The sequence below is a fragment of the Kutzneria kofuensis genome, assembly GCF_014203355.1.
Classification (GTDB): domain Bacteria; phylum Actinomycetota; class Actinomycetes; order Mycobacteriales; family Pseudonocardiaceae; genus Kutzneria; species Kutzneria kofuensis.
This window is the reverse complement of the sequence record NZ_JACHIR010000001.1, coordinates 4,009,331-4,028,257: the sequence shown is the minus strand read 5'-3', so window position 1 is coordinate 4,028,257 and position 18,927 is coordinate 4,009,331. Positions and strand designations below refer to the sequence as shown.

The window sequence follows — 18,927 nt, the reverse complement described above, 5'->3', positions numbered from 1 at the left end:
ATTCATCGGATGTCTACCCGTCGCTGGCGGTAGTGGACCGTTCACCGATGTACCCGTCCGTCAGCCTGACGAGAGCTTGCCCATCGGCCCTGTTCGGCGGAGCATTGCGGGGTGGTCGAGCTCCTGACCGAGCAAACAGTGCTCGGCATCATCGCGACGCTCGCCGTGCTCGGGCTGTTCGTTCTGCTGTGCCGAGCGCGTCGGGTCAGCACGTCGGTGGACGAGGCCGTCGCCGACGCGCTGCACCGCATGTCCAAGGCCGCGCCGGACCTGCGGGACGGGTTGACCCCCGACGCCGCCGACAAGGCGTGCAAGAACCTGGTCGAGCTGCTCAAGTGCGTCGCGGTCGGGATGACCGACGAGCGGGGCGCGCTGCTGTCCTGGGACGGCGACGCCAACGAGCACTACGTCGACCTGCAGGACGCGATCGTCAAGGCGATCAGCGGCGAACGCAAGGAGTTCGTCGAGCACGACGAGCTGGAGTGCACCGACAAGAGCAACTGCAAGATGCGCCAGGCGGTGATCGTGCCGCTGATCGTGGAGTCGCGGACCCGCGGCGCGCTGATCATCGTGGGCGGCGTCGGCAGCAAGCGGCTCTACCGGATGTCCCAGGAGGTCGCCCGCTTCGTCTGCACCGAGCTGGAGCTGGGCGAGCTGCAGGAGTCCCGGCAGCGGCTGGCGCAGGCCGAGGTCAAGGCGCTGCGCGCGCAGATCTCGCCGCACTTCGTCTACAACGCGCTGAACGCGATCGGCTCGCTGGTGCGCACCGACCCGGAGCACGCCCGCGAGCTGCTCCAGGAGTTCGCGGAGTTCACCCGCTACTCCTTCCGGGCGAACGGCCTGTTCACCACGCTGGCCGAGGAGCTGCGCAACATCGACCGGTACCTGACCATCCAGCGGGCCCGCTACAACGAGCGGCTGTCCGTGCGGCTGCGCATCTCGCCCGAGGTGCTCAACGTGGTGGTGCCGTTCCTGGTGCTGCAGCCGCTGGTGGAGAACGCCGTGCAGCACGGACTGGCCAACAAGCCCGGCGGCGGCACCGTCACGATCATCGCCCAGGACAACGGCAACGAGGCGCTGATCAGCGTCGAGGACGACGGCGTCGGCATGGACGCCGACCTGCTGCTGGACGACCTCAAGGATGCCCACAAGTCCGGCGCGCACGTCGGCATCGGCAACATCAACCACCGGATGCGCACCGTGTTCGGCGAGGACTACGCGCTGATGGTGGAGACCGCGCCGGACGCCGGCATGAAGGTCACCATGCGGGTGCCCAAGTTCAGCCCGGGCGTGCGGCCGGTGCTGGCCGTGGTGCCCGACGACGGCGCCGACGACGGCCCCGGCCCGGACGACCGGCGGGCCAAGCTGAGCCCGGTTCGCTGACGGCGCAGCGCCGCCCGTTGAACACCGTTCACGCGTAGGGTCGTGACCATGAACGTCCCGGAGAAACTGGCCGACAAGCTGGCCGCGAGGCTGCCCCTGATCGGTGACCGGGTGGACCGGTCCCCGGTGGTCGCCGTGGTGCGGCTGCACGGCGTCATCACGCCGACGCCGTCGCCGGTCAGCCGCGGTTCGATCAGCCTGAACACGGTGGAGAGCGCCCTGGCCAAGGCGTTCGGCCACGACCGGCTGCTCGCGGTGGCGCTGGCGATCAACTCCCCGGGCGGCTCACCCACCCAGTCCGCGCTGGTCGGCGAGCGGATCCGGGAGCTCGCCGCCAAGAAGAACGTGCCCGTGCTGGCGTTCTGCGAGGACGTGGCCGCCTCCGGGGGCTACTGGCTGGCCTGCGCCGCCGACGAGATCTACGCGCACCGCACGTCCATGGTCGGCTCCATCGGCGTGATCACCGCCGGCTTCGGCCTGACCGGCCTGCTGGAGCGCTTCGGCGTCGAGCGCCGGGTCTACACCGCCGGCGAGCACAAGCACCGGCTCGACCCGTTCAGCCCGGTCAAGGAGGAGGACGTCGCCTGGCTGAAGGGCCTGCAGGGTGAGCTGCACACCCAGTTCACCGACTGGGTGAAGCAGCGCCGCGGCGACAAGCTGGCCGACGACCCGGACCTGTTCACCGGCGAGGTGTGGACCGGCGCCCGGGCGCTCGAGCTCGGCCTGGTCGACGGGCTGGGGTCGCTGCGCGAGATCGTCGGCCAGAAGTACCCGGAGGCGGAGATCTCGGTGGCCGAGCCGCGCAAGCCGCTGCTGGCCCGGCTGGGCATCGCGGGCGGCGGCGCCTCGGTGTTCGGCACCGCCGGCGACAAGGTGCTGTCCGCGATCGACGCCGTCGAGCAGCGCGCCGCCTGGTCCCGCTTCGGGCTCTGAACCGACCAGCCCACCGGCCACGTACATCAGCGTGCGTGGCCCGTGTGGTGGGGCCGGCTTCACCTCGATCGAACGGTGGTCGAAGATGGACACACCCACCGGTCGATCGGCAAGATTGCGCGGCACAGTGAGCATTCAGGACACCACGCCAGGTCTCCTCGTGTTGGCCGTCGATGACGAGGCGCACGGGCTCGACGAGCTGACCTACCTGCTCGGCCAGAATCCGCAGGTCCGCAGGGTGATCGGGGCGTACGACGCGGCGGAGGCGCTGCGCGTCATCCGCGGCAGCGACCCCGAGACCAAGCAGCGGCTGGACCGCGGGCTGTGCCCGGTCGACGCCGTGTTCGCCGACATCTCCATGCCCGGCCTGTCCGGCCTGGAGCTGGCCCAGGTCATCAACGCGTTCCGGGACAAGCCGCAGCTGGTGTTCGTGACCGGCCTGTCCGAGGAGGCGGTCACCGCCTTCGAGCTGGGCGCGCTGGACTACATCGTGAAGCCGCCGCAGCAGGCCCGGGTGGACATGGCCATCGACCGGGTGGCCAAGTTCCGGCTGCTCACCGCGGTCCCGCCCGCCCCGGTCGGCGGCGTCGTCGAGCAGCAGAACGACGACGAGGTGATCCCGGTCGAGCTGGCCGGCACCACCAAACTGGTGCCCCGCTCCACCGTGCGGTACGTGGAGGCCCAGGGCGACTACGCCCGGCTGCACACCGCCGAGGGCAGCCACCTGGTCCGCATCCCGCTGGCCCAGCTGGAGGAGCGCTGGGCCGAGGCCGGCTTCATCCGCATCCACCGGTCGTTCCTGGTGTCCCTGCCGCTGGTCACCGAGCTGCGGATGGGCTCGTCCGGCTACACCGTGGTGGTCGGCGCCGGCACCGACGAGAAGGAGCTGCCGGTCAGCCGGCGGCACACCCGTGAACTCAAGGACCGGCTGGTCCGACAGCCCAAGCACGGCTGGGGCGCCGGCACATGACGGGTGAGCGGACGCCCGGGGAGCCCTCGACCGAGCTGGTGCCGGTCGAGCAGCCGCAGGCGCCCCGCAAGCCGCCGCGGCGCAAGAAGGTCGTGCTGGCCGAGGCGAAGGGCTCGCGGACGGTCGCCCGCACGATCGTCGAGCTGGAGGAGCAGACCAGCGTCGGCGAGCACCTGGTGCGCAGCCTGGTGTGGGCGCAGTTCCGCACCTCGTTCTGGATGGCCGTGCTGCTCATCGTCACGATCGCCAGCCTGCCGCTGCTGTTCTTCCTGTTCCCGTCCTTCGGCGACCTGACGGTCTTCGGCGTCCGGCTGCCGTGGGTGCTGCTCGGCGCGCTGCCGTATCCGCTGCTCTACGGGCTGGGCGTGTGGTACGTGCGGCGAGCGGAACGGCACGAGCGCGACTTCGTGAGCATGGTCGACCACTGACATGGGGATCAACGCGCTGGCGTGCGTGAGCATCGCGATCATCGTGCTCGGCACGTTCTACCTGGGTTATCACGGTTCCCGCTCGGCCAACACCACCCGCGACTTCCTGGTCGCCCGCCGCCGCGTGTCGGTCCACCAGAACGCGGCCGCCATCGCCGGCGAGTTCCTGTCCGCGGCCTCGTTCATCGGCATCGTCGGCCTCGTCCTCAAGAACGGGCCCGACGAGCTCTGGTACGCCATCGGCTTCACCGCCGGCTACCTGGCGCTGCTGCTGTTCGTGGCGGCCCCGCTGCGCCGCTCGGGGGCGTACACGCTGCCCGACTTCGTCGAGGCCCGGCTCGGCTCCCGCGGCCTGCGCGGCGTCGCCGCCGTGATCACCGTGGCGATCGGCTACATCTACCTGATCCCGCAGCTGCAGGGCGCCGGGCTGACGTTGAACAGCGTGCTGCCGTGGGCGCCGGACTGGCTCGGCATGGTTGTCGTCACGGTTGTCGTCGTGGTCAACGTGCTCAGCGGCGGCATGCGCGCGATCACCCTGGTCCAGGCGTTCCAGTACTGGGTGAAGCTGTTCGCGATCGCCGTGCCGGCGTTCGTGCTGTGCGTGGTGTTCGCCGGCGGCGGGCCGCCGGACGGGCAGCAGAGCCTGGCCGCCGACGGACCGCCGATGTTCACCCGGGACACCACGGTGACCCTGGAGCAGTCCGTGAAGCTGCGCGTCGAGCACCCCGTCCGGCTGCCCGCGGTGCACGGTTGGGTGAACGGGCAGCGGGTGGACGGACCGGCCGTGTGGGGGGTGAGCAGGCAGGACATCGGGCCGAAGACGCAGCTGACCTTCAGCGCCGGCAGCGCCGTGCCGATGGTCGACGGCGCCGTGCAGAGCAATGCCGACTGGCTGCGGCCGCAGTCCGGCGGGCTGCCCGAGCTGTTCGACACCTACTCGCTGATCTTCGCCACGTTCCTGGGCATTCTCGGCCTGCCGCACGTGCTGGCCCGCTTCTACACCAACCCCGACGGCCGCTCGGCCCGCCGCACCACGCTGCACGTGCTGCTGCTGCTCGGCACCTTCTACCTGTTCCCGGCCTTACTGGCCGCGCTGTCCCGCATCTACGAACCGCAGCTACTGGTCACCGGCAAGACCGACGCGGCCGTGCTGCTGCTGCCGTCCGCGATGGTGCCCGGCATCGTCGGCCAGATACTGGGCGCCGTGGTCGCGGCCGGCGCGTTCGCCGCGTTCATGTCGACCTCGTCCGGGCTGCTGGTCAGCCTGGCCGGCGTGGTCTCCACCGACGTCTCCCGCGGCCGGGTCCGGGACTTCCGGTGGTCGACCGTGCTGGTCGTGGTCGCGCCGCTGGTCGGCGCGCTGCTGCTCCGGAGCAACGACGTGTCGCTCGGCGTCGGCATGGCGCTGGCGATGGCCGCGTCCACCTTCTGCCCGGTGCTGATGCTCGGCATCTGGTGGCGGGGCCTGACCTGGGTCGGCGCCGGCGCCGGCATGGTGCTCGGCGGCACCCTGGTCGCGCTGGCGCTGATCGGCAACATCGTCAGCGGCTACACCGGCAACTGGGCGCCCGCCGTGCTGCAGCAACCGGCGCTGATCACCGTGCCGGCCGCGTTCATCACCATGATCATCGTCAGCAAGGCCACCCACCGGCGGCGGCCCGAGGACGTCAACCGGATCATGCTGCGGCTGCACGCCCCCGACCCGCTCGGCTTCACCCGCGACCGGGACGTGCTGCGGTTCGGCGATGGGCAGACCGACGGCCGGCACCGTCGGCTGGCCATCCGGCCGCGGTTGCGGTCACGGCGCTCGTCCTCCACGGCCTGACGCCCGTGCGCAACCCGTTCGGGGGACGGAGCGTCCCCCCAGACGTGGTGGCAAACCGCGACGACGGCTTCGCCGACTTCTTCACCAGCCGCTTCGACAGCGCACGGCGAATGGCGCATGCGCTGTGCGGCAACTGGCTGGAGGCCGAGGAGATCGCCCAGACCGCGTTCGTGAGCATGTACGGGCGCTGGAACAAGGTGCGCATCGACAGCGCCGACGCGTACCTGCACACCGTGCTGACCAGGGCGTTCCTCGACACCAAACGCCGGGGCCGGCGGCGTGAGCAGGTGATGGCCGAGCCGCCGGAAGTCGTCGTCGAGCAGGACACCTCCAGCGTCGAGGACCGGCCGTCGCTGCTGAAGGCCCTGCAGGAGGTGCCGGCGCGGCAGCGGGCCGTGCTCGTGCTGCGGTTCATCGAGGACCTATCCGTCGAGGAGGTCGCCGACGCCCTGGGCTGCACCACCGGCACCGTCAAGAGTCAGACCTCCCGTGGCCTGGCCACCCTCCGCAAGGCGTACGGTGCCGTGACCGGCTTGTTGCAGGCGGCGGGGTGAGCAGCGTGGACACCGAGGACGAGGAACTGCTCGCCCTGCTGCGCGCCGAGGTCTCCGCCCAGACGCCGCCACCGGTGCATACCGCCCTGGACGACGTCGTGCGGCGCGGCCGCCGCCGGCTGCGCACCCGTCGCATCGGGGCCGCCCTCGGCGTGGTCGCCGTCGTGGCCGGTGTCGGTGTCGCGACGTCGGTGCTGCGCGGCGCCCTGCCCGGCGGCGGGCTGCCGGCGAACCAACTCGGCGTCGCGTCGACCTCGAGCGCCTCGCGCACGTCGACGCTGTCCGGCTGGGTGATCCCTTCCACACGGGCCACCGCGGCGGACGGCAAGGACTGCACCAGCGGGCTGAGCGTGCCCGGCACTCCCCAGAACTCCCCTGTGGACCTGGACCGCGTGAACAAGACGCTGCTCGCGTCGCTGCACGAGGTCTCGCCCAAAGCGACCATGAAGATCACCCGCACCACCAACAAGCCCACCGCCGACGCGGTGCTGGCCAGCACCTGGGCGGACGTCGTCGACTCCGGTGGCGGCGGCAGCGTCTACGTCGAGGTGCACGGCTTCAGCGGCACGCCGGCGCAGGCCGCCGACAACGACCAGTTCGTCGGCGGCGAATGCACCCCGCCGCGGCGCAAGTCCCTGCCCGACGGCACCGTCATGCAGCTCTACGCCCCGTTGGACTACGACCCCGGGCATCCGTCGCAGGCGTTGCGGGTGTACACGCCCGCGCACCGGCTGTACGTGATCACCGCCGAAGGCTTCGCCAGCACCGACTGGACCCAGGTCGCCAACGCCGAACCCGGCACCCTCGCCGTGCCGGAAGGCGCCGGCCGGCACTCGCTGCCGCTGACCGAGGACCAGCTCGCCACCGTCGGGGAGCGCATCGCCGCGCTCGGCTGAGGTGGGGTTCACGCCTGTCCCACGCCGTCGCGTGGCAGCATTCGGGGCATGATGCCGCAGGAGGTGCCGACCACGTCGGTCGACCAGGTGCCCGTCGACGCCGTGCTGCTCGACGTGCGCGAGGACGACGAGTGGGCGGCCGGACACGCCCCGCAGGCCATCCACATCCCCCTCGGCGAGCTGGCCGAGCGCATCGGCGAGGTGCCACAGGACAGCGGTGAGGTGTACGTGGTCTGCCGCATGGGCGGCCGGTCCGCTCGGGCCACCATGTACCTCAACCAGAGCGGCTGGGACGCCGTCAACGTCGCCGGCGGCATGCAGGTGTGGCACCAGCAGGGGCTGCCGCTGGTCGCCGCCGAGGGCGTCGTTCCCGAGGTGATCTGACGATGGCCGGGCGGTGGCAGTGGGTGGCGACCCCGCCACCGCAGCCCGGCGCGTCCCGGTCCGTGCCCCGGCGGCCGCTGCCGTACACCGGGCCGCCGTCCTACCCCGTGCCGCCCCGGTGGGGATTTCCACAGCTCAGCTGGCGTTGGCCGGTCTCGTTGGGGCGTAAGGCCAAGCCCAAGCCCCTCGACCAGCTGCGGATGCTGGCCCGGAACCTCGTCGCCACCCTCTGGGTCACCACCGCCGCGCTCGGCGTCGCCGTCGTCGGTGAGGGGTGGCGGTACGTGCTGCTCATCCTCAGCCGCAGCGGCGCCCTGTCCCGTACCGTCGTCGCCTTCTCCGACGCCCTCGTCGTCACCGCCGGCGTCGTCTCCGGGCTCGCCGCCCTGGCTTCCCTCGTGCTCGCCGTCCTCTGGGTGCTCCGTGCCCGCGACGTCGCCTCCGTCGTCTCCGGCCAGCGGCCCGCCCGCTCCGTCCGGGACGTGCTCATCGGCCTGCTCGTGCCCGGCCTGAACCTGGCCGTCGCCGGCTCCGTCCTCGCCGAGCTCGAACACGCCGCCGCCCGCAAGCCCGTCGACCAGCGCCCCAGCCCCTCCCGTCTGCTGCTGCTCTGGTGGATCGCCTGGGTCGCCGGCGAGCTCCTGTTCGCCGTCGTCTGGCTCGTGACGATCTTCGGCACCAGCGTCCAGGCCCTCGCCAACGGCGTCGAACTCCACCTGCTCGCCGACCTCGTGGCCGCCTTCGTCGCCGGCTCCGGCGCCCTGTTCGTCAGCCGCGTCACCCAGCTGCTCGAACCCGTCGACCCGGCGACCGTGCACCGACTCCGCGTGGTCAAGGTCGCCGACGCCCCCGAACCACCCCTGCGCGCCGTGCGCACCGTGGCCTCACCGCGCTAATTGCTGGTCAGGCGCAGTGAGCTGAGCCCTCGGATGACGAACTCGGCCCGCCGCACGGGTTCGGCGGCGAGTTCCAGCTTGGGCAGCCGCTGGGCCAGTGCCTGAAGCGTCGCCGACACCTCGATGCGGGCCAGCGGCGCGCCGACGCAGTAGTGGATGCCGGCGCCGAAGCCGAGGTGGGGGTTGGGCGAGCGGCCGATGTCCAGCACGTCCGGCTGGGCGAACACGAGTGGATCCCGTGCGGCGGCGCCGAGCAGGGCGGCGATCTTGTCGCCGGGGCGCAGGGTGACACCGGCTATCTCGACCTCGGTGGTGGCGGTTCGCTCGAACAGCTGCAGCGGCGAGTCGAAGCGGATCAGCTCCTCGACGGCAGTGGCGAGCAGGCCGGGGTCGTCGACGAGCCGCTGCCACTGGTCGCGGTGCCGCATCAGCGCGAGCACGCCGTTGCCGATCACGTTGACGGTCGCCTCGTGCCCGGCCATCAGCAGCAGCACGGCGGTGGCGACCAACTCGTCCTCGGTCAGCTTGCCGCCGTCGGCGTCGGTCTCGGCGACGAGATCGCTGACGAGATCGCTGCCGGGGTTCTTGCGCCGCAAGGCGATCAGCTCACGCAGGTAGCCGACGAACTCGGCGGCGGCCTGCTCGGCCCGTGCCCGCTGCTCCTCGGGCAGCCCGAACTCGTACATCTTGACGATCGTGTTCGACCACGGCTGCAGCAGCGCCCGGTCCTCGGTCGGCACGCCGAGCAGCTCGGCGATCACCTCGACGGGCAGCGGCGCGGCGACCAGTTCGAGCAGGTCGGCGTCGCCGTCGGCATCGATGTGCGCGACGACGTCGTCCACGAGACGGCCGGCCAGCTCGCCGATCCACGGCCGCAGCCGCTCGATGTGGCCACGGCCGAAAGCGCCGGACACCAAGCGCCGCAGCCGGGTGTGCGTCGGCGGTTCGTTCTCCAGCAGCGAGTTGCGGTGCAGCAGGTTGAACGCGGCGAAGGCGTCCACCGGCTTGGCGTCCGACCAGATCCGGCCGAGGCCCCGGTGCCGCAGCACGGCGGCGGACGCCGCATGCGAGAGCGTGACCGGCAGCCCGAAGTCGGCGTGCCGGTGCACCTCGCCCTCGGCCCGCATCTGCGCGAACACGGGGTAGGGATCCGCGATGAACGCCGGGTCCTTCGGGTCGAACGTCGTCATGGTGACCGACGGTAATTCGCTCACCCGTCCGTGGTCCAGCGTGGACCCGGTCACCCGGCGTTCACTCGATTGCCGCATGATGCGGCCGTGAGACCCGAGATCGTCGCGCACCGCGGCGCCTCCGAGCACCGCGCCGAACACACCCGGGCGGCCTACGAACTCGCCCTCCAGCAGGGCGCGGACGGCCTCGAGTGCGACATCCGCCTGACCAGGGACGGCCACCTGGTGTGCGTGCACGACCGCACGGTCAACCGCACGTCGACGGGCCGCGGCGTGGTCAGCACGCTCACCCTGGCCAAGCTGGCCGAGCTGGACTTCGGCCAGTGGCACCACGAACTGCCGGAATCCGCCGACGACCTGATGCACGAGCCGATCGGCCAGCCCTCCGCGGACCTCCGTGAGCGCGGCCTGCTCACCCTCGACGACCTGCTCGGCCTGCTCAAGGACAGCCCGAAGCACGTGAAGCTGTTCATCGAGACCAAGCACCCGGTTCGCTACACGGGGTTGGTCGAGGCGAAGCTGGTCGCCCAGCTCCGCCGGCACGGCCTGAGCACGCCGGTCAGCAAGGAGGAGTCGCGCGTGGTCGTGATGTCCTTCTCCCGCATGGCGGTCCGCCGCGTCCGCCAGCAGGCGCCGAAGCTGCCGACCGTGCTGCTGCTCGACCGGTTCCAGCCCGGCCTGCGCGGCGGGGCGCTGCCTGACTGGGCCGACATCACCGGTCCGGGCGTACATCTGCTGCGTGAGGACCCGGACTACGTCGCCCGCTGCGCCGAGCAGGGCCACGACACCTACTGCTGGACGGTCGACGAGCCCGCCGACATCGACCTGTGCCGGCGTGCCGGCGTGCGCTACCTCGCCACCAACGCCCCCGCGCACACCCGTCGCCACCTGGAGTCCGGGCCGTCGGCTACGGTCGCCCAGTCCCTACCCGGGGAGTGACCCGGGCCCCACTGCGAGGAGGAACCGTGTCCAGGCGGACGGCTGTCAAGCGCGCGGCGAGGACAACGGCCACGGCCGACGGGATCAACCCGCGGCAGGCATGTCCGTGTGGCTCGGGCAAGCGGTACAAGGCGTGCCACGGTATGGCGGGCGGGCCGGCGGACGTCATGGTGGCGCGGCCCTTCGAGGGGCTGGCCGCGGAGCCGGAGCTGATCGCGCTGCGTGAGTTCGTGCCGTCGGCGACGGCGCCGCTCACGTTGGCCGAGCCGCACGACCGCAGCGTCACGCTAGCCACCGTGCTGCCGATGGCCGCGGCCGCGCTGGTCCGCGCCGACGGCACGGCGTTCGTCGGGCTCCAGGTGCAGACCCGCTCCGGCGACCTGTCCCGCGACCTGGCCCGGGCGATCCGCTGGGTGCTGACCGCCGAGCCGGGCGACGCGCTGCCGGTCGTCGGCGTCGACGACGGCTCCGAGCCGGGCCGGCTCCAGGACGTGCTCAAGGTCGACGAGCCGTTGCTGCCGACGCTGCACGAGGACTTCGCCTGGTGGCTGCCGGAGGACACGCAGCCGACCGGCGACGTCGCGCTCTCCCTGGAGCGGGCCAACGCCGCGATCATGCCCAGCGCCCGGCTCGCCGGCGCCGGCCTCAACGCCGCGTACTGGGTGGACGCCGGCGACAAGGCGCACCTGCGCTGGGTGCGGCCGGAGCCGGAGGAGCAGCTGCTCAAGGCGATGGCCCGGCTGGCCGCCCGCGACGAGCTGCACCTCGGCGAGGGTTCCCGGTACGCCGGCTCGTTCCGTGCGCACGGCCTGCTGGTGCCGGTCTGGGACCTCGACTCAGAGCTGCACGTGCGCGAGTGGGAGCCCGGCGCGGAGGCGCTCGGCAGCCGGCTCGACGCGGCGCTGGCTGTGGACAGCCAGCTGACCGACGCCGAGCGGCGGGCACTCGACGGCTTGCGGGGACGCCAGGTCACGCTGCGCTGAAAGCCTTTGCCCACAGCGACGGCCGGTTGTCCACAGCGGATAACGGCTGTCCACAGGAGGATGTGGATAACTCGTGATCTTGCACATCTGCTCGCGGGACGAGTGGGAGGCGGCCGAGCAGGAGGGCGCGCTGGTGCCCGCCTCGCTGGACGAGGTCGGCTTCGTGCACTGCTCCGACTTCGGCACCGTGCACCTGCCGGCCGAGGCGGTGTTCGCCGGCCGGGACGACCTGCTGCTGCTGGTCATCGACCCGGCGGCACTGGACGCCCCGGTGCGCTGGGAGGCCGGCGTGCCCCCGCACCCCGCCGGCATCTGGTTCCCCCACGTGTACGGACCGGTCAACGTCGGCGCCGTGGTGGCCGCGATGGAGTTCCCTCGAACGGCGGAAGGCGGTTTCCGCCTGCCCAAGGAGTTGGCTGAATTGTAACCTTTCAACGCCGCAACCTCCGCCCCTCCCACGCGACCTTCTAACAGTTGGTCACAGGGGAGGGGATCACGAAGTGGGCGCACCACTCAGTGTTGTGGGGGCGGAGAGCAGCGGCACATGGACGGTCGTGCCGGCGCAGCGGGAGGTGCGGGCAACCGCCACCGCGGCCGACACCGACTTCGCCGAGTTCGTTCGGATCGCGTTGCCCGGCCTGCTCAGATACGGCCACGCGCTGACCGGAAATCCGCACGACGCGGCCGATCTCGTGCAGACCGTGCTGGAGAAGGTGGGCTCGCGGTGGCTGGGGCGCCGGGCCTTCTGTGACGAGCCGCTGGCCTACGTGCGCAAGGCGATGGCCAACGCGCACGTCAGCCTCTGGCGGCGGACCCGCCGCGAAAGCCTGGTCGCCGAGCTGCCCGACAACGCGTTCGAGCAGTTCGACCGGCTGGACAACGAGCCGCTGTGGCAGGCTCTGCGAGGGTTGCCGCCGCGGCAACGAGCCGTCATCGTGTTGCGTTACTACGAGGGGCTGTCCGAGGCGGAGATCGCCGAGACGCTCGGCATCAGCAAGGGGACGGTGAAGAGCCAGGCGAGCAAGGCGCTGGTCACGCTGCGATCGAGCCTGGAGGGGAGGTGACCGGTGGACCTCGACGACGAGCTGCGCAAGCTCTTCGCCGACGATCGCCTGGACGTGCCCGTCCGGCCCGAGGCCGACCGCGTCATCGTCACCGGGGCACGCCGCGTTCGTCGGCGCCGGGCCGGCGTGGTCTTCGGCGGCGGCATGCTGTCCGTGGCGACGATGCTGGTCGCCGGCACCGCCTTCGGCGTCAGCGGTGACGCTCCACAGCGCACGCCGCTGGCCGCCGCCGAGAGTTCCGGGCTGACCACCACCACGACGCCACCGCCCAGCTCGACCACGACCACCGATGCGCCGCGCACCACCGTCGTGCCGCCCCCGGCCACCACCGAGGAGCCGACGCACACCACGGCGACGTCGACTACCACGACGTCCAGCTCAACGCCGACCAAGGCCAAGCCGCCCGCGAATCCGCTCGCGTTCGGCCCCACCACCGTCGGCCCGCTGCGGCTGGGCATGACCGTCGACGAGGCGGAGGCCACCGGCCTGATCCAGGCCAACTCCGAGCCCCAGAACGCGGCCGGCTGCCTGGGCTACGACTGGGCCGGCCACCCCGCTGCCGGGTATCACTACTCGCTGGTGTTCTCGCCCAAGTACGGACTGGTCCGGATCGGCGGCCGGACGAACGCCGAGACCCCCGAGGGGATCTACGACGGGTCGTCCGAGGACGACGTCCGCGCCGTGTACCCCGACCAGTCCAAGCCGCACATCGGCCACGACGAGTGGGTGACGCCGGTGCCCGGCAACCCGAGCGCGCACTACTGGCTGACGCTCAGGAACCACCTGGTCACCGACATCCGGCTGGAATTGGCCAGCCAGGACTGCTACCAGTAGGCGCATTCGACGTCCGCGACCGCCCGGCCGCGATTCACCACACGCGCCCGGCGTTCAGACCGGCACACCCACCGGCAGTCCGGGTGGGCCGGCCTGCTCTCCGTTGCTCAGATCGCGCCGCCGGCCACCCGGGGCGCGGTCGGGTCGGCGCCCTCGGCGCCGACGTTCTCGCGGCTGAGGAAGTCCTCGATGTGGAACACGTTGGTGCCGGCGCGGTCCACCGTGTGCAGCAGGGTCGACATGGAGGAGACTTCCTCGACCTGCTCCTTGAGGAACCACTGCATGAACTGCTCGCCGATGTAGTCGCCCTCGTCGCGGGCGGCGCGGGCCAGCGTGGTGATCTCCTCGGTGACCGTGCGCTCCTGCTGCAGGGCCAGCTCGACCGGCTCGCGCACGTTCTCGAAGTCGTTGCGCACCTCGCCGACGCCGGGGATGGCCACCCGCACGTCGTTGTCCAGCAGGTACTGCACGATCATCATCGCGTGATTGCGCTCCTCGAGCGACTGCCGGTAGAAGTGCCCGGCCAGTCGGGGCAGGTCCTGGTCGTCGAACCAGACCGCGATCGCGACGTACTGCTGCGAAGCCGTGAACTCGTTGCGGATCTGCGCCTTGAGCAGCTCGTGGAACTTGGTGGTGGTGTTCGGGGACATGTCAAGAACGGTACCCCGAACGGCCCACGACAAATTGGTCGGCGAGCCGGTTGTCCCCCGCCCTGGTGAGGACCTGTGGACAACCTGGGGATGGTTGTGGACAACCTGGTGACAGCCGGTGGACAGCAATCGTGTCCAGATTGTGAAAACCCCGGTGAGCAGCGCATTTGAGCGCCGATCCGCCGGGGTTCGCTGTGCACGGGGGTTGCCCACCGGCTGTGGACAACTCAGGCCGACGCCGCCGCGCTCACCCGGTCGAACAACGTCAGCGCGCCCAGCGGCCGGCCCGTCAGCCGGTTCAGCTCCGGGTGGAGCCGGTCCACCAGCTCGGCCGGCAGCGCCAGCACGTCCGGCCGCACCGTCACGATCCTCGGGTGGCCGAGCACCACGTCGTCCCACTCCACGTCCTGCGAACCGCCCGACCGGTCCACCACGAAGCCGACCGTGTTCGCCGCGTCCTCGTTGAACAGCTCGACGATGCCGGCCACCAGCTGGTGCTGCTCCACCGTGGACAGCCCGTCCAGGTCGAACTCCTGCGCCACCACGTCCGCGCTCACCCGGCGGAACCGGCAGTACAGGGCCGTCTCCTCGTCCAGCCAGTACTCCACGTCCACCGCGGCGCAGTCCGTCAGCGCCAGCCGCTCCAGCAGGCCCGCCCGCTGCGTCTGCGGGTCGGACAGCGTCAGCCCCAGTGATTCGATCCTGGCCACGGTCCGGTCGGCCCGAGCGGCCGACCAGCCGTTCTCGTACCAGTGGATGAAACCGCTCACCCGATGGCTCCTCGTTCTCTCGGCTGCCGTGCCGCCATGTTTACCCCTTCGCCCCCACGAGGGTTCACCGCGGGGCGGCCCAGCCGCTAAGGCCGATCAAGGAGCCAGTGGCCCTAGGGCGCGCCTGGAAGTGAGCACGGAACCCCTGCCGGATAGCAGGAGCCCAGCTTCGCGCTGTTCGCGCCTTGATCACTCGATCGTGACGCTGCACGCGGCACTCGATGCCTGGTAACCTGAAAGTGAGCCGGCGGTCTGCGGACACGTACGGAAGTGAACCCGGGACCCCCTGCGGGATAGCAGGAGCCCGGGTTTCGCGCTATCTGGGGTCCGTGATCACGTCGATGACATGCGCCGAAGTGATGATGTGCCAGGGTTCGGGATCGTCGTGAAGTTGGGCGGCCAGGTAGCTGCCCACCAGGAAGTCTGCCAACCACAGTCGTTCGTCGGCGCGCTTGCGTTCGTGGTCGATGCGCATCTCGGCCGTGATGAGATGCGACTGGCGCAGCCATCCGCTGGTGCGGCGATCATGCCTGTCGCCAGTGTGCCGCGACTCGAAGACGATCTGGTCGACGTGTTCGACGTGTTGAAGATGGGGCAGCAGCCAGGTGAGGAGGCGGGCGCGGGCGGCTTCCTGCTGGGTGTTGGTAGTCGTCTTGGTCACGACGACCGCGCCGCTGAACGACAGGTCGGCGATGGCGTTGGCGACCTCGATCCGGCGCTTCACCCCCTCCTCCCGGTGATGGAGGTGGTCCTGGTTGGGCAACAGTGTCGCCCGCAGACCCGCCCGCAGTGTCGCCTCGTCGGAACTGGTCGACAGGGCAGCGGCCATGCCGTACACGCGGCCGTTGGGCAATGGCCCGCCGCCTTCGTCGATGTGGGCGTAGATCTCCACCTGATCCCCTTGTTGCTCAACTGACGAGCGTAGCGGCCGGGAATCGCCAACACGTTCGAGTGAAAGTGTTCAAGTCTCAGGTAACTCTTACTCAGATTGGCTCTCAATAGGAGATACATTCGAAAGGTGATCGCTGACGAGCTGATGGCCACGGTGGTGGGGCTGCGGCGGGTGGTGCGCCGGAGGCTGCAGGCGGCGCAGCCGGGGCCGAGGCTGCGCGGGGCGCATACGGAGTTGCTCCGGGTGGTGCGGCGGAACCCGGGCATCGGGGTGGCGGCGGCGGCCAAGGAGCTGCACCTGGCCGGCAACACGGTGAGCACGTTGGTGAATCAGCTGGTCGACAAGGAACTGCTGCGCCGGGAGACGGATCCGAACGATCGACGGGCGGCGAGGTTGCATCTGACGCCGGCGGCGGTGAAGCGGCAGGAGGCGTGGCGCGAGGAACGCGCGAAGTTGGTGGAAGGGGCGCTGAAGGGGCTGTCGGCGGAGGACGTGGCGGCGATCGAGAAAGCCCTGCCGGCGCTGGGAAAGCTGCTGGCGGAGCTGGGCGGGGAAGGGGCGGGTGCATGACGGAGTTGGCAGTCAGCTGCACGGACGTCCGGCACGCCTTCGGGGACACGGTGGCGGTGGACGGTGTGGACCTGGACGTCCGCGCGGGCGAGGTGTTCGGCCTGCTGGGGCCGAACGGCGCCGGCAAGACGACGACGATCCGGATGATCACCACACTGCTGCCTTCGCCGCCCGGGCGGATCACGGTGTTCGGCCGGGACGTGGCCCGTGGCACGATGGCGGTGCGCCGGCTGATCGGCTATGTGCCGCAACAACTCTCGGCGGACTCGACGCTGACCGGCCGGGAGAACGTGGCGCTGTTCGCGCGGCTGTTCGACGTACCGAGGCGGGAACGCCAGTCCAAAGTGGATGGTGCGCTGGACTCGGTCGGGCTGCTGGACGTGGCTGACCGGCAGGCGGGAACCTACTCGGGCGGCATGATCCGCCGGCTGGAACTGGCGCAGGCGCTGGTCAGCGCCCCTCGGTTGCTGGTGCTGGACGAGCCGACCATCGGCCTGGACCCCATCGCCCGCGCCGGCGTCTGGGAACGGATCCAGCAGGTGCGGGCCGAGACCGGCATGACCGTGCTGGTGACCACGCACTACATGGCCGAAGCGGACGAGTTCTGCGACCGGATCGCCCTGATGCACAAGGGAAAGCTCACGGACATGGGCACGCCGGCCGAGCTGCGGGCGGCCTTGGGCCCGGACGCGACGCTGGACGACGTGTTCCGCGCCAGCACCGGCGGTGACCTGGACGGCGACGCGGCCAAGGGAATGAGGGAGATCCGCGCGACCCGTCGCACGGCCCGGCGGCTCGGTTAGGGGAGTGGCTCGGCGAAGGGAGATCGTGATGTCGGCGCCAATCGTGGCATCGGGCGCGGGGCCGGCGGTGCCGGTGTTGCTGCTCCGCCGCATCGGCACGATGTGCCTGGTGGAGCTGCAGAAGCTCCGCCACGACCGGACGGAGCTGATCACCAGGGCGATCCAGCCGGCGCTGTGGCTGCTGATCTTCGGGGAGACGTTCACACGGCTGCGGGTGATCCCGACGGGGAACCTGCCGTATCTGGACTACCTGGCGCCGGGGATCCTGGCGCAGTCGGCGTTGTTCGTGTCGATCTTCTACGGCATCCAGATCATCTGGGAGCGCGACGCGGGGGTGCTGTCGAAGCTGATGGTGACGCCGACGCCGAGGGCGGCGCTGATCGCGGGCAAGGCGTTCGCGGCGGGCATCAGGGCGATCGCGCAGGCGGTGGTGGTGCTGGTGCTGTCGGCGATCCTGGGGGTGACGCTGACGGCGAATCCCCTGAAGCTGCTGGGGGTTCTGGCGGCGGTGGTGCTCGGCTCGGCCTTCTTCTGCTGCCTGTCGATCACGATCGCGGGCATCGTGATGAGCCGCGAGCGGCTGATGGGCATCGGCCAGGCGATCACGATGCCGCTGTTCTTCGCCTCGAACGCGCTGTACCCGGTGGACCTGATGCCGGGCTGGCTCCAGGTGCTCAACCACGTCAACCCGCTGAGCTACGAGGTGGATGCCCTGCGGGGACTGCTGCTCGGCACGCCGGCGGAGCTGCCGGCGGACTTCGCGGTGCTGGTGGGAACGGCGGTGCTGGGGATCGCGGTGGCGTCGGCGTTGCTGCCCCGGCTCGCCCGCTGAAAGACGAGCCGGGGCAACAAGAATCAGCGGCCCCAGCCGCCGGCGATGACCCGGTTGCGCTGGCCGAGCGCCATGCCGCCGTACGGGTAGTCGATCGGCACCTCGCTCGCGGCGTTGAGCCGGTCCATCTCCTTCTCGGTGAGGACGAGGTCGGCCGCGGCCAGGTTGTCGGTGAACTGCTCGTGCGTGCGGGCGCCGATGATCACGGAGCTGACCTGCGGCCGGCCCTTGACCCACGCCAACGCGACCTGGGCGGCGGTGACCTCACGCTCGGCGGCGATGGCCTGCACGGTCTCGATCACGTCCCACGTCCGCTGTTCGGCGGTCCGCGGCGCGAAGAAGCTGCCGATACGGGCGTCGGCCAGGCGGGTGTCGGCCGGCGCCTCCGCGCCGCGCTGGTACTTGCCGGTGAGCAGGCCGCCGGCCAGCGGCGACCACGGCAGCAGCCCGAGGTCGGTGGACGCGCACGCCGGCACGATCTCCCACTCGATCTCCCGGCACAGCAGGCTGTACTGCGGCTGCAGGGTGACGGGCTTGACGAAGCCCCGCGCCTCGGCCAGGTCGACGGCCTTCTGCACCTGCCAGCCGGTGAAGTTGGACAGGCCGTAGTAGCGGATCTTTCCGGCCCGCACGGCGTTGTCGAGGAACTCCAGCGTCTCGACCAGCGGCGTGATCGGGTCCCAGGCGTGCACCTGGTACAGGTCGATCGCGTCGACGCCGAGCCGCCGCAGCGACGCGTTCAGGGCGATGTCCAGGTGCCGGCGGGACAGCCCGACCGCGTTGGGGTCGCCCTCGGCGGTCGGGAACCGGCCCTTGGTCGCGATCACGATCGAGTCGGTGACCTCGTTCGGCCGCGACGCCAGCCACTTGCCGACGATCGTCTCGGACAGGCCGCCGACGTACACGTCCGCGGTGTCGAGCAGGGTGCCGCCCGCCGCCGCGAACTCGTCCAGCTGGGCGTACGCCCCCGCCTCGTCGGTGGCGGCGCCGAAGGTCATGGTGCCGAGCGCGAGCGCGGACACCGCGCAGCCGCTACCGCCGAGCTTTCGATACTCCACAATGGACTCCCAGGGCATGGAATGGCTTGCTTTTCCATTCTGGCCCTGGAGTTACTCCATTTGCGGAGTATTT

General features: G+C 70.9%; 22 protein-coding genes. 17 read left to right on the top strand and 5 right to left on the bottom strand.

Going from position 1 to position 18,927, the window contains the following annotated elements; genetic code table 11:
• Window positions 1-111: 111 nt before the first annotated feature.
• The 9 genes from BJ998_RS18545 (at window position 112) to BJ998_RS18505 (ending at window position 8,269) form a co-directional block, all read left to right on the top strand.
• Window positions 112-1,383, top strand: a complete 1,272-nt coding sequence (locus BJ998_RS18545) for a sensor histidine kinase (protein WP_184863338.1) — start codon at window positions 112-114, stop codon at window positions 1,381-1,383.
• 48 nt (window positions 1,384-1,431) lie between these two features.
• On the top strand, window positions 1,432-2,316 hold the full coding sequence (locus BJ998_RS18540; RefSeq protein WP_184863336.1) for a S49 family peptidase: 885 nt from the start codon (window positions 1,432-1,434) through the stop codon (window positions 2,314-2,316).
• Window positions 2,317-2,401: 85 nt separating this feature from the next.
• Window positions 2,402-3,286, top strand: a complete 885-nt coding sequence (locus BJ998_RS18535; protein WP_184863334.1) for a LytR/AlgR family response regulator transcription factor — start codon at window positions 2,402-2,404, stop codon at window positions 3,284-3,286.
• On the top strand, window positions 3,283-3,714 hold the full coding sequence (locus BJ998_RS18530) for a DUF485 domain-containing protein (protein ID WP_246488618.1): 432 nt from the start codon (window positions 3,283-3,285) through the stop codon (window positions 3,712-3,714). Before BJ998_RS18535 ends, BJ998_RS18530 begins: the two co-directional genes overlap by 4 nt.
• 1 nt (window position 3,715) lies before the next feature.
• The gene (locus BJ998_RS18525; RefSeq protein WP_184863332.1) at window positions 3,716-5,539 is read left to right on the top strand and encodes a sodium/solute symporter; all 1,824 of its coding nucleotides are present in this window, start codon (window positions 3,716-3,718) and stop codon (window positions 5,537-5,539) included.
• A gap of 44 nt (window positions 5,540-5,583) precedes the next feature.
• The gene (locus tag BJ998_RS18520; protein ID WP_312890192.1) at window positions 5,584-6,093 is read left to right on the top strand and encodes a SigE family RNA polymerase sigma factor; all 510 of its coding nucleotides are present in this window, start codon (window positions 5,584-5,586) and stop codon (window positions 6,091-6,093) included.
• Between the two features lie 5 nt (window positions 6,094-6,098).
• Window positions 6,099-6,989 carry a hypothetical protein gene (locus BJ998_RS18515; RefSeq protein ID WP_184863330.1) on the top strand — a complete coding sequence of 297 codons (891 nt, stop codon included), beginning with the start codon at window positions 6,099-6,101 and terminating at the stop codon, window positions 6,987-6,989.
• Window positions 6,990-7,037: 48 nt separating this feature from the next.
• Window positions 7,038-7,373, top strand: a complete 336-nt coding sequence (locus BJ998_RS18510) for a rhodanese-like domain-containing protein (protein ID WP_184863328.1) — start codon at window positions 7,038-7,040, stop codon at window positions 7,371-7,373.
• Between the two features lie 2 nt (window positions 7,374-7,375).
• A complete protein-coding gene (locus BJ998_RS18505; RefSeq protein ID WP_184863326.1) occupies window positions 7,376-8,269 on the top strand; it encodes a DUF4328 domain-containing protein in 894 nt (297 codons plus the stop codon).
• Here the strand turns inward: BJ998_RS18505 and BJ998_RS18500 are convergent.
• The gene (locus tag BJ998_RS18500) at window positions 8,266-9,459 is read right to left on the bottom strand and encodes a cytochrome P450 (RefSeq protein ID WP_184863324.1); all 1,194 of its coding nucleotides are present in this window, start codon (window positions 9,457-9,459) and stop codon (window positions 8,266-8,268) included. The genes BJ998_RS18505 and BJ998_RS18500 overlap by 4 nt on opposite strands.
• A gap of 87 nt (window positions 9,460-9,546) precedes the next feature.
• On the opposite strand from BJ998_RS18500, the gene BJ998_RS18495 reads away from it, so the two are divergent.
• The 5 genes from BJ998_RS18495 to BJ998_RS18475 all read left to right on the top strand — a co-directional run bounded on the left by BJ998_RS18495 (window position 9,547) and on the right by BJ998_RS18475 (window position 13,279).
• On the top strand, window positions 9,547-10,398 hold the full coding sequence (locus BJ998_RS18495) for a glycerophosphodiester phosphodiesterase (protein ID WP_312890191.1): 852 nt from the start codon (window positions 9,547-9,549) through the stop codon (window positions 10,396-10,398).
• 26 nt (window positions 10,399-10,424) lie between these two features.
• Entirely contained in the window at window positions 10,425-11,381 is a 957-nt protein-coding gene (locus BJ998_RS18490; RefSeq protein ID WP_184863321.1) for a DUF5926 family protein, read from the top strand.
• A 73-nt stretch (window positions 11,382-11,454) separates the two neighbouring features.
• On the top strand, window positions 11,455-11,808 hold the full coding sequence (locus tag BJ998_RS18485) for a DUF952 domain-containing protein (RefSeq protein ID WP_184863319.1): 354 nt from the start codon (window positions 11,455-11,457) through the stop codon (window positions 11,806-11,808).
• A 127-nt stretch (window positions 11,809-11,935) separates the two neighbouring features.
• On the top strand, window positions 11,936-12,445 hold the full coding sequence (locus BJ998_RS18480) for a SigE family RNA polymerase sigma factor (RefSeq protein WP_184868755.1): 510 nt from the start codon (window positions 11,936-11,938) through the stop codon (window positions 12,443-12,445).
• A 3-nt stretch (window positions 12,446-12,448) separates the two neighbouring features.
• Window positions 12,449-13,279 (top strand): hypothetical protein, encoded by an 831-nt coding sequence (locus tag BJ998_RS18475; RefSeq protein ID WP_184863317.1) that lies wholly within the window; start codon window positions 12,449-12,451, stop codon window positions 13,277-13,279.
• A gap of 107 nt (window positions 13,280-13,386) precedes the next feature.
• Here the strand turns inward: BJ998_RS18475 and BJ998_RS18470 are convergent, their stop codons facing one another.
• The 3 genes from BJ998_RS18470 to BJ998_RS18460 all read right to left on the bottom strand — a co-directional run bounded on the left by BJ998_RS18470 (window position 13,387) and on the right by BJ998_RS18460 (window position 15,591).
• Window positions 13,387-13,929, bottom strand: a complete 543-nt coding sequence (locus BJ998_RS18470) for a ferritin (protein WP_184863315.1) — start codon at window positions 13,927-13,929, stop codon at window positions 13,387-13,389.
• Between the two features lie 227 nt (window positions 13,930-14,156).
• Entirely contained in the window at window positions 14,157-14,699 is a 543-nt protein-coding gene (locus BJ998_RS18465) for a hypothetical protein (RefSeq protein ID WP_184863313.1), read from the bottom strand.
• A gap of 316 nt (window positions 14,700-15,015) precedes the next feature.
• The gene (locus BJ998_RS18460; protein ID WP_184863311.1) at window positions 15,016-15,591 is read right to left on the bottom strand and encodes a hypothetical protein; all 576 of its coding nucleotides are present in this window, start codon (window positions 15,589-15,591) and stop codon (window positions 15,016-15,018) included.
• Between the two features lie 126 nt (window positions 15,592-15,717).
• On the opposite strand from BJ998_RS18460, the gene BJ998_RS18455 reads away from it, so the two are divergent.
• The 3 genes from BJ998_RS18455 to BJ998_RS18445 are packed head-to-tail and all read left to right on the top strand — an operon-like array spanning window position 15,718 to window position 17,796.
• Window positions 15,718-16,161: a MarR family winged helix-turn-helix transcriptional regulator gene (locus BJ998_RS18455; RefSeq protein WP_376775872.1), complete on the top strand. Its 444-nt coding sequence runs from the start codon at window positions 15,718-15,720 to the stop codon at window positions 16,159-16,161.
• Window positions 16,158-16,964 (top strand): ABC transporter ATP-binding protein, encoded by an 807-nt coding sequence (locus BJ998_RS18450; protein ID WP_184863309.1) that lies wholly within the window; start codon window positions 16,158-16,160, stop codon window positions 16,962-16,964. Before BJ998_RS18455 ends, BJ998_RS18450 begins: the two co-directional genes overlap by 4 nt.
• 28 nt (window positions 16,965-16,992) lie before the next feature.
• Window positions 16,993-17,796, top strand: a complete 804-nt coding sequence (locus tag BJ998_RS18445; RefSeq protein WP_184863307.1) for an ABC transporter permease — start codon at window positions 16,993-16,995, stop codon at window positions 17,794-17,796.
• 23 nt (window positions 17,797-17,819) lie between these two features.
• Here BJ998_RS18445 and BJ998_RS18440 read toward each other — a convergent pair whose 3' ends face one another.
• Window positions 17,820-18,854: an aldo/keto reductase gene (locus tag BJ998_RS18440; protein WP_184863305.1), complete on the bottom strand. Its 1,035-nt coding sequence runs from the start codon at window positions 18,852-18,854 to the stop codon at window positions 17,820-17,822.
• Window positions 18,855-18,927: the final 73 nt, after the last annotated feature.

What these genes read in the sequence shown, in the direction of transcription:
- BJ998_RS18540 (WP_184863336.1), top strand. Translation starts at nt 1,432, where the DNA reads ATGAACGTCCCGGAGAAACTGGCCGACAAGCTGGCCGCGAGGCTGCCC.
- BJ998_RS18535 (WP_184863334.1), top strand. Translation starts at nt 2,402, where the DNA reads ATGGACACACCCACCGGTCGATCGGCAAGATTGCGCGGCACAGTGAGC.
- BJ998_RS18530 (WP_246488618.1), top strand. Translation starts at nt 3,283, where the DNA reads ATGACGGGTGAGCGGACGCCCGGGGAGCCCTCGACCGAGCTGGTGCCG.
- BJ998_RS18525 (WP_184863332.1), top strand. Translation starts at nt 3,716, where the DNA reads ATGGGGATCAACGCGCTGGCGTGCGTGAGCATCGCGATCATCGTGCTC.
- BJ998_RS18510 (WP_184863328.1), top strand. Translation starts at nt 7,038, where the DNA reads ATGATGCCGCAGGAGGTGCCGACCACGTCGGTCGACCAGGTGCCCGTC.
- BJ998_RS18505 (WP_184863326.1), top strand. Translation starts at nt 7,376, where the DNA reads ATGGCCGGGCGGTGGCAGTGGGTGGCGACCCCGCCACCGCAGCCCGGC.
- BJ998_RS18500 (WP_184863324.1), bottom strand. Translation starts at nt 9,459, where the DNA reads ATGACGACGTTCGACCCGAAGGACCCGGCGTTCATCGCGGATCCCTAC.
- BJ998_RS18470 (WP_184863315.1), bottom strand. Translation starts at nt 13,929, where the DNA reads ATGTCCCCGAACACCACCACCAAGTTCCACGAGCTGCTCAAGGCGCAG.
- BJ998_RS18450 (WP_184863309.1), top strand. Translation starts at nt 16,158, where the DNA reads ATGACGGAGTTGGCAGTCAGCTGCACGGACGTCCGGCACGCCTTCGGG.
- BJ998_RS18445 (WP_184863307.1), top strand. Translation starts at nt 16,993, where the DNA reads ATGTCGGCGCCAATCGTGGCATCGGGCGCGGGGCCGGCGGTGCCGGTG.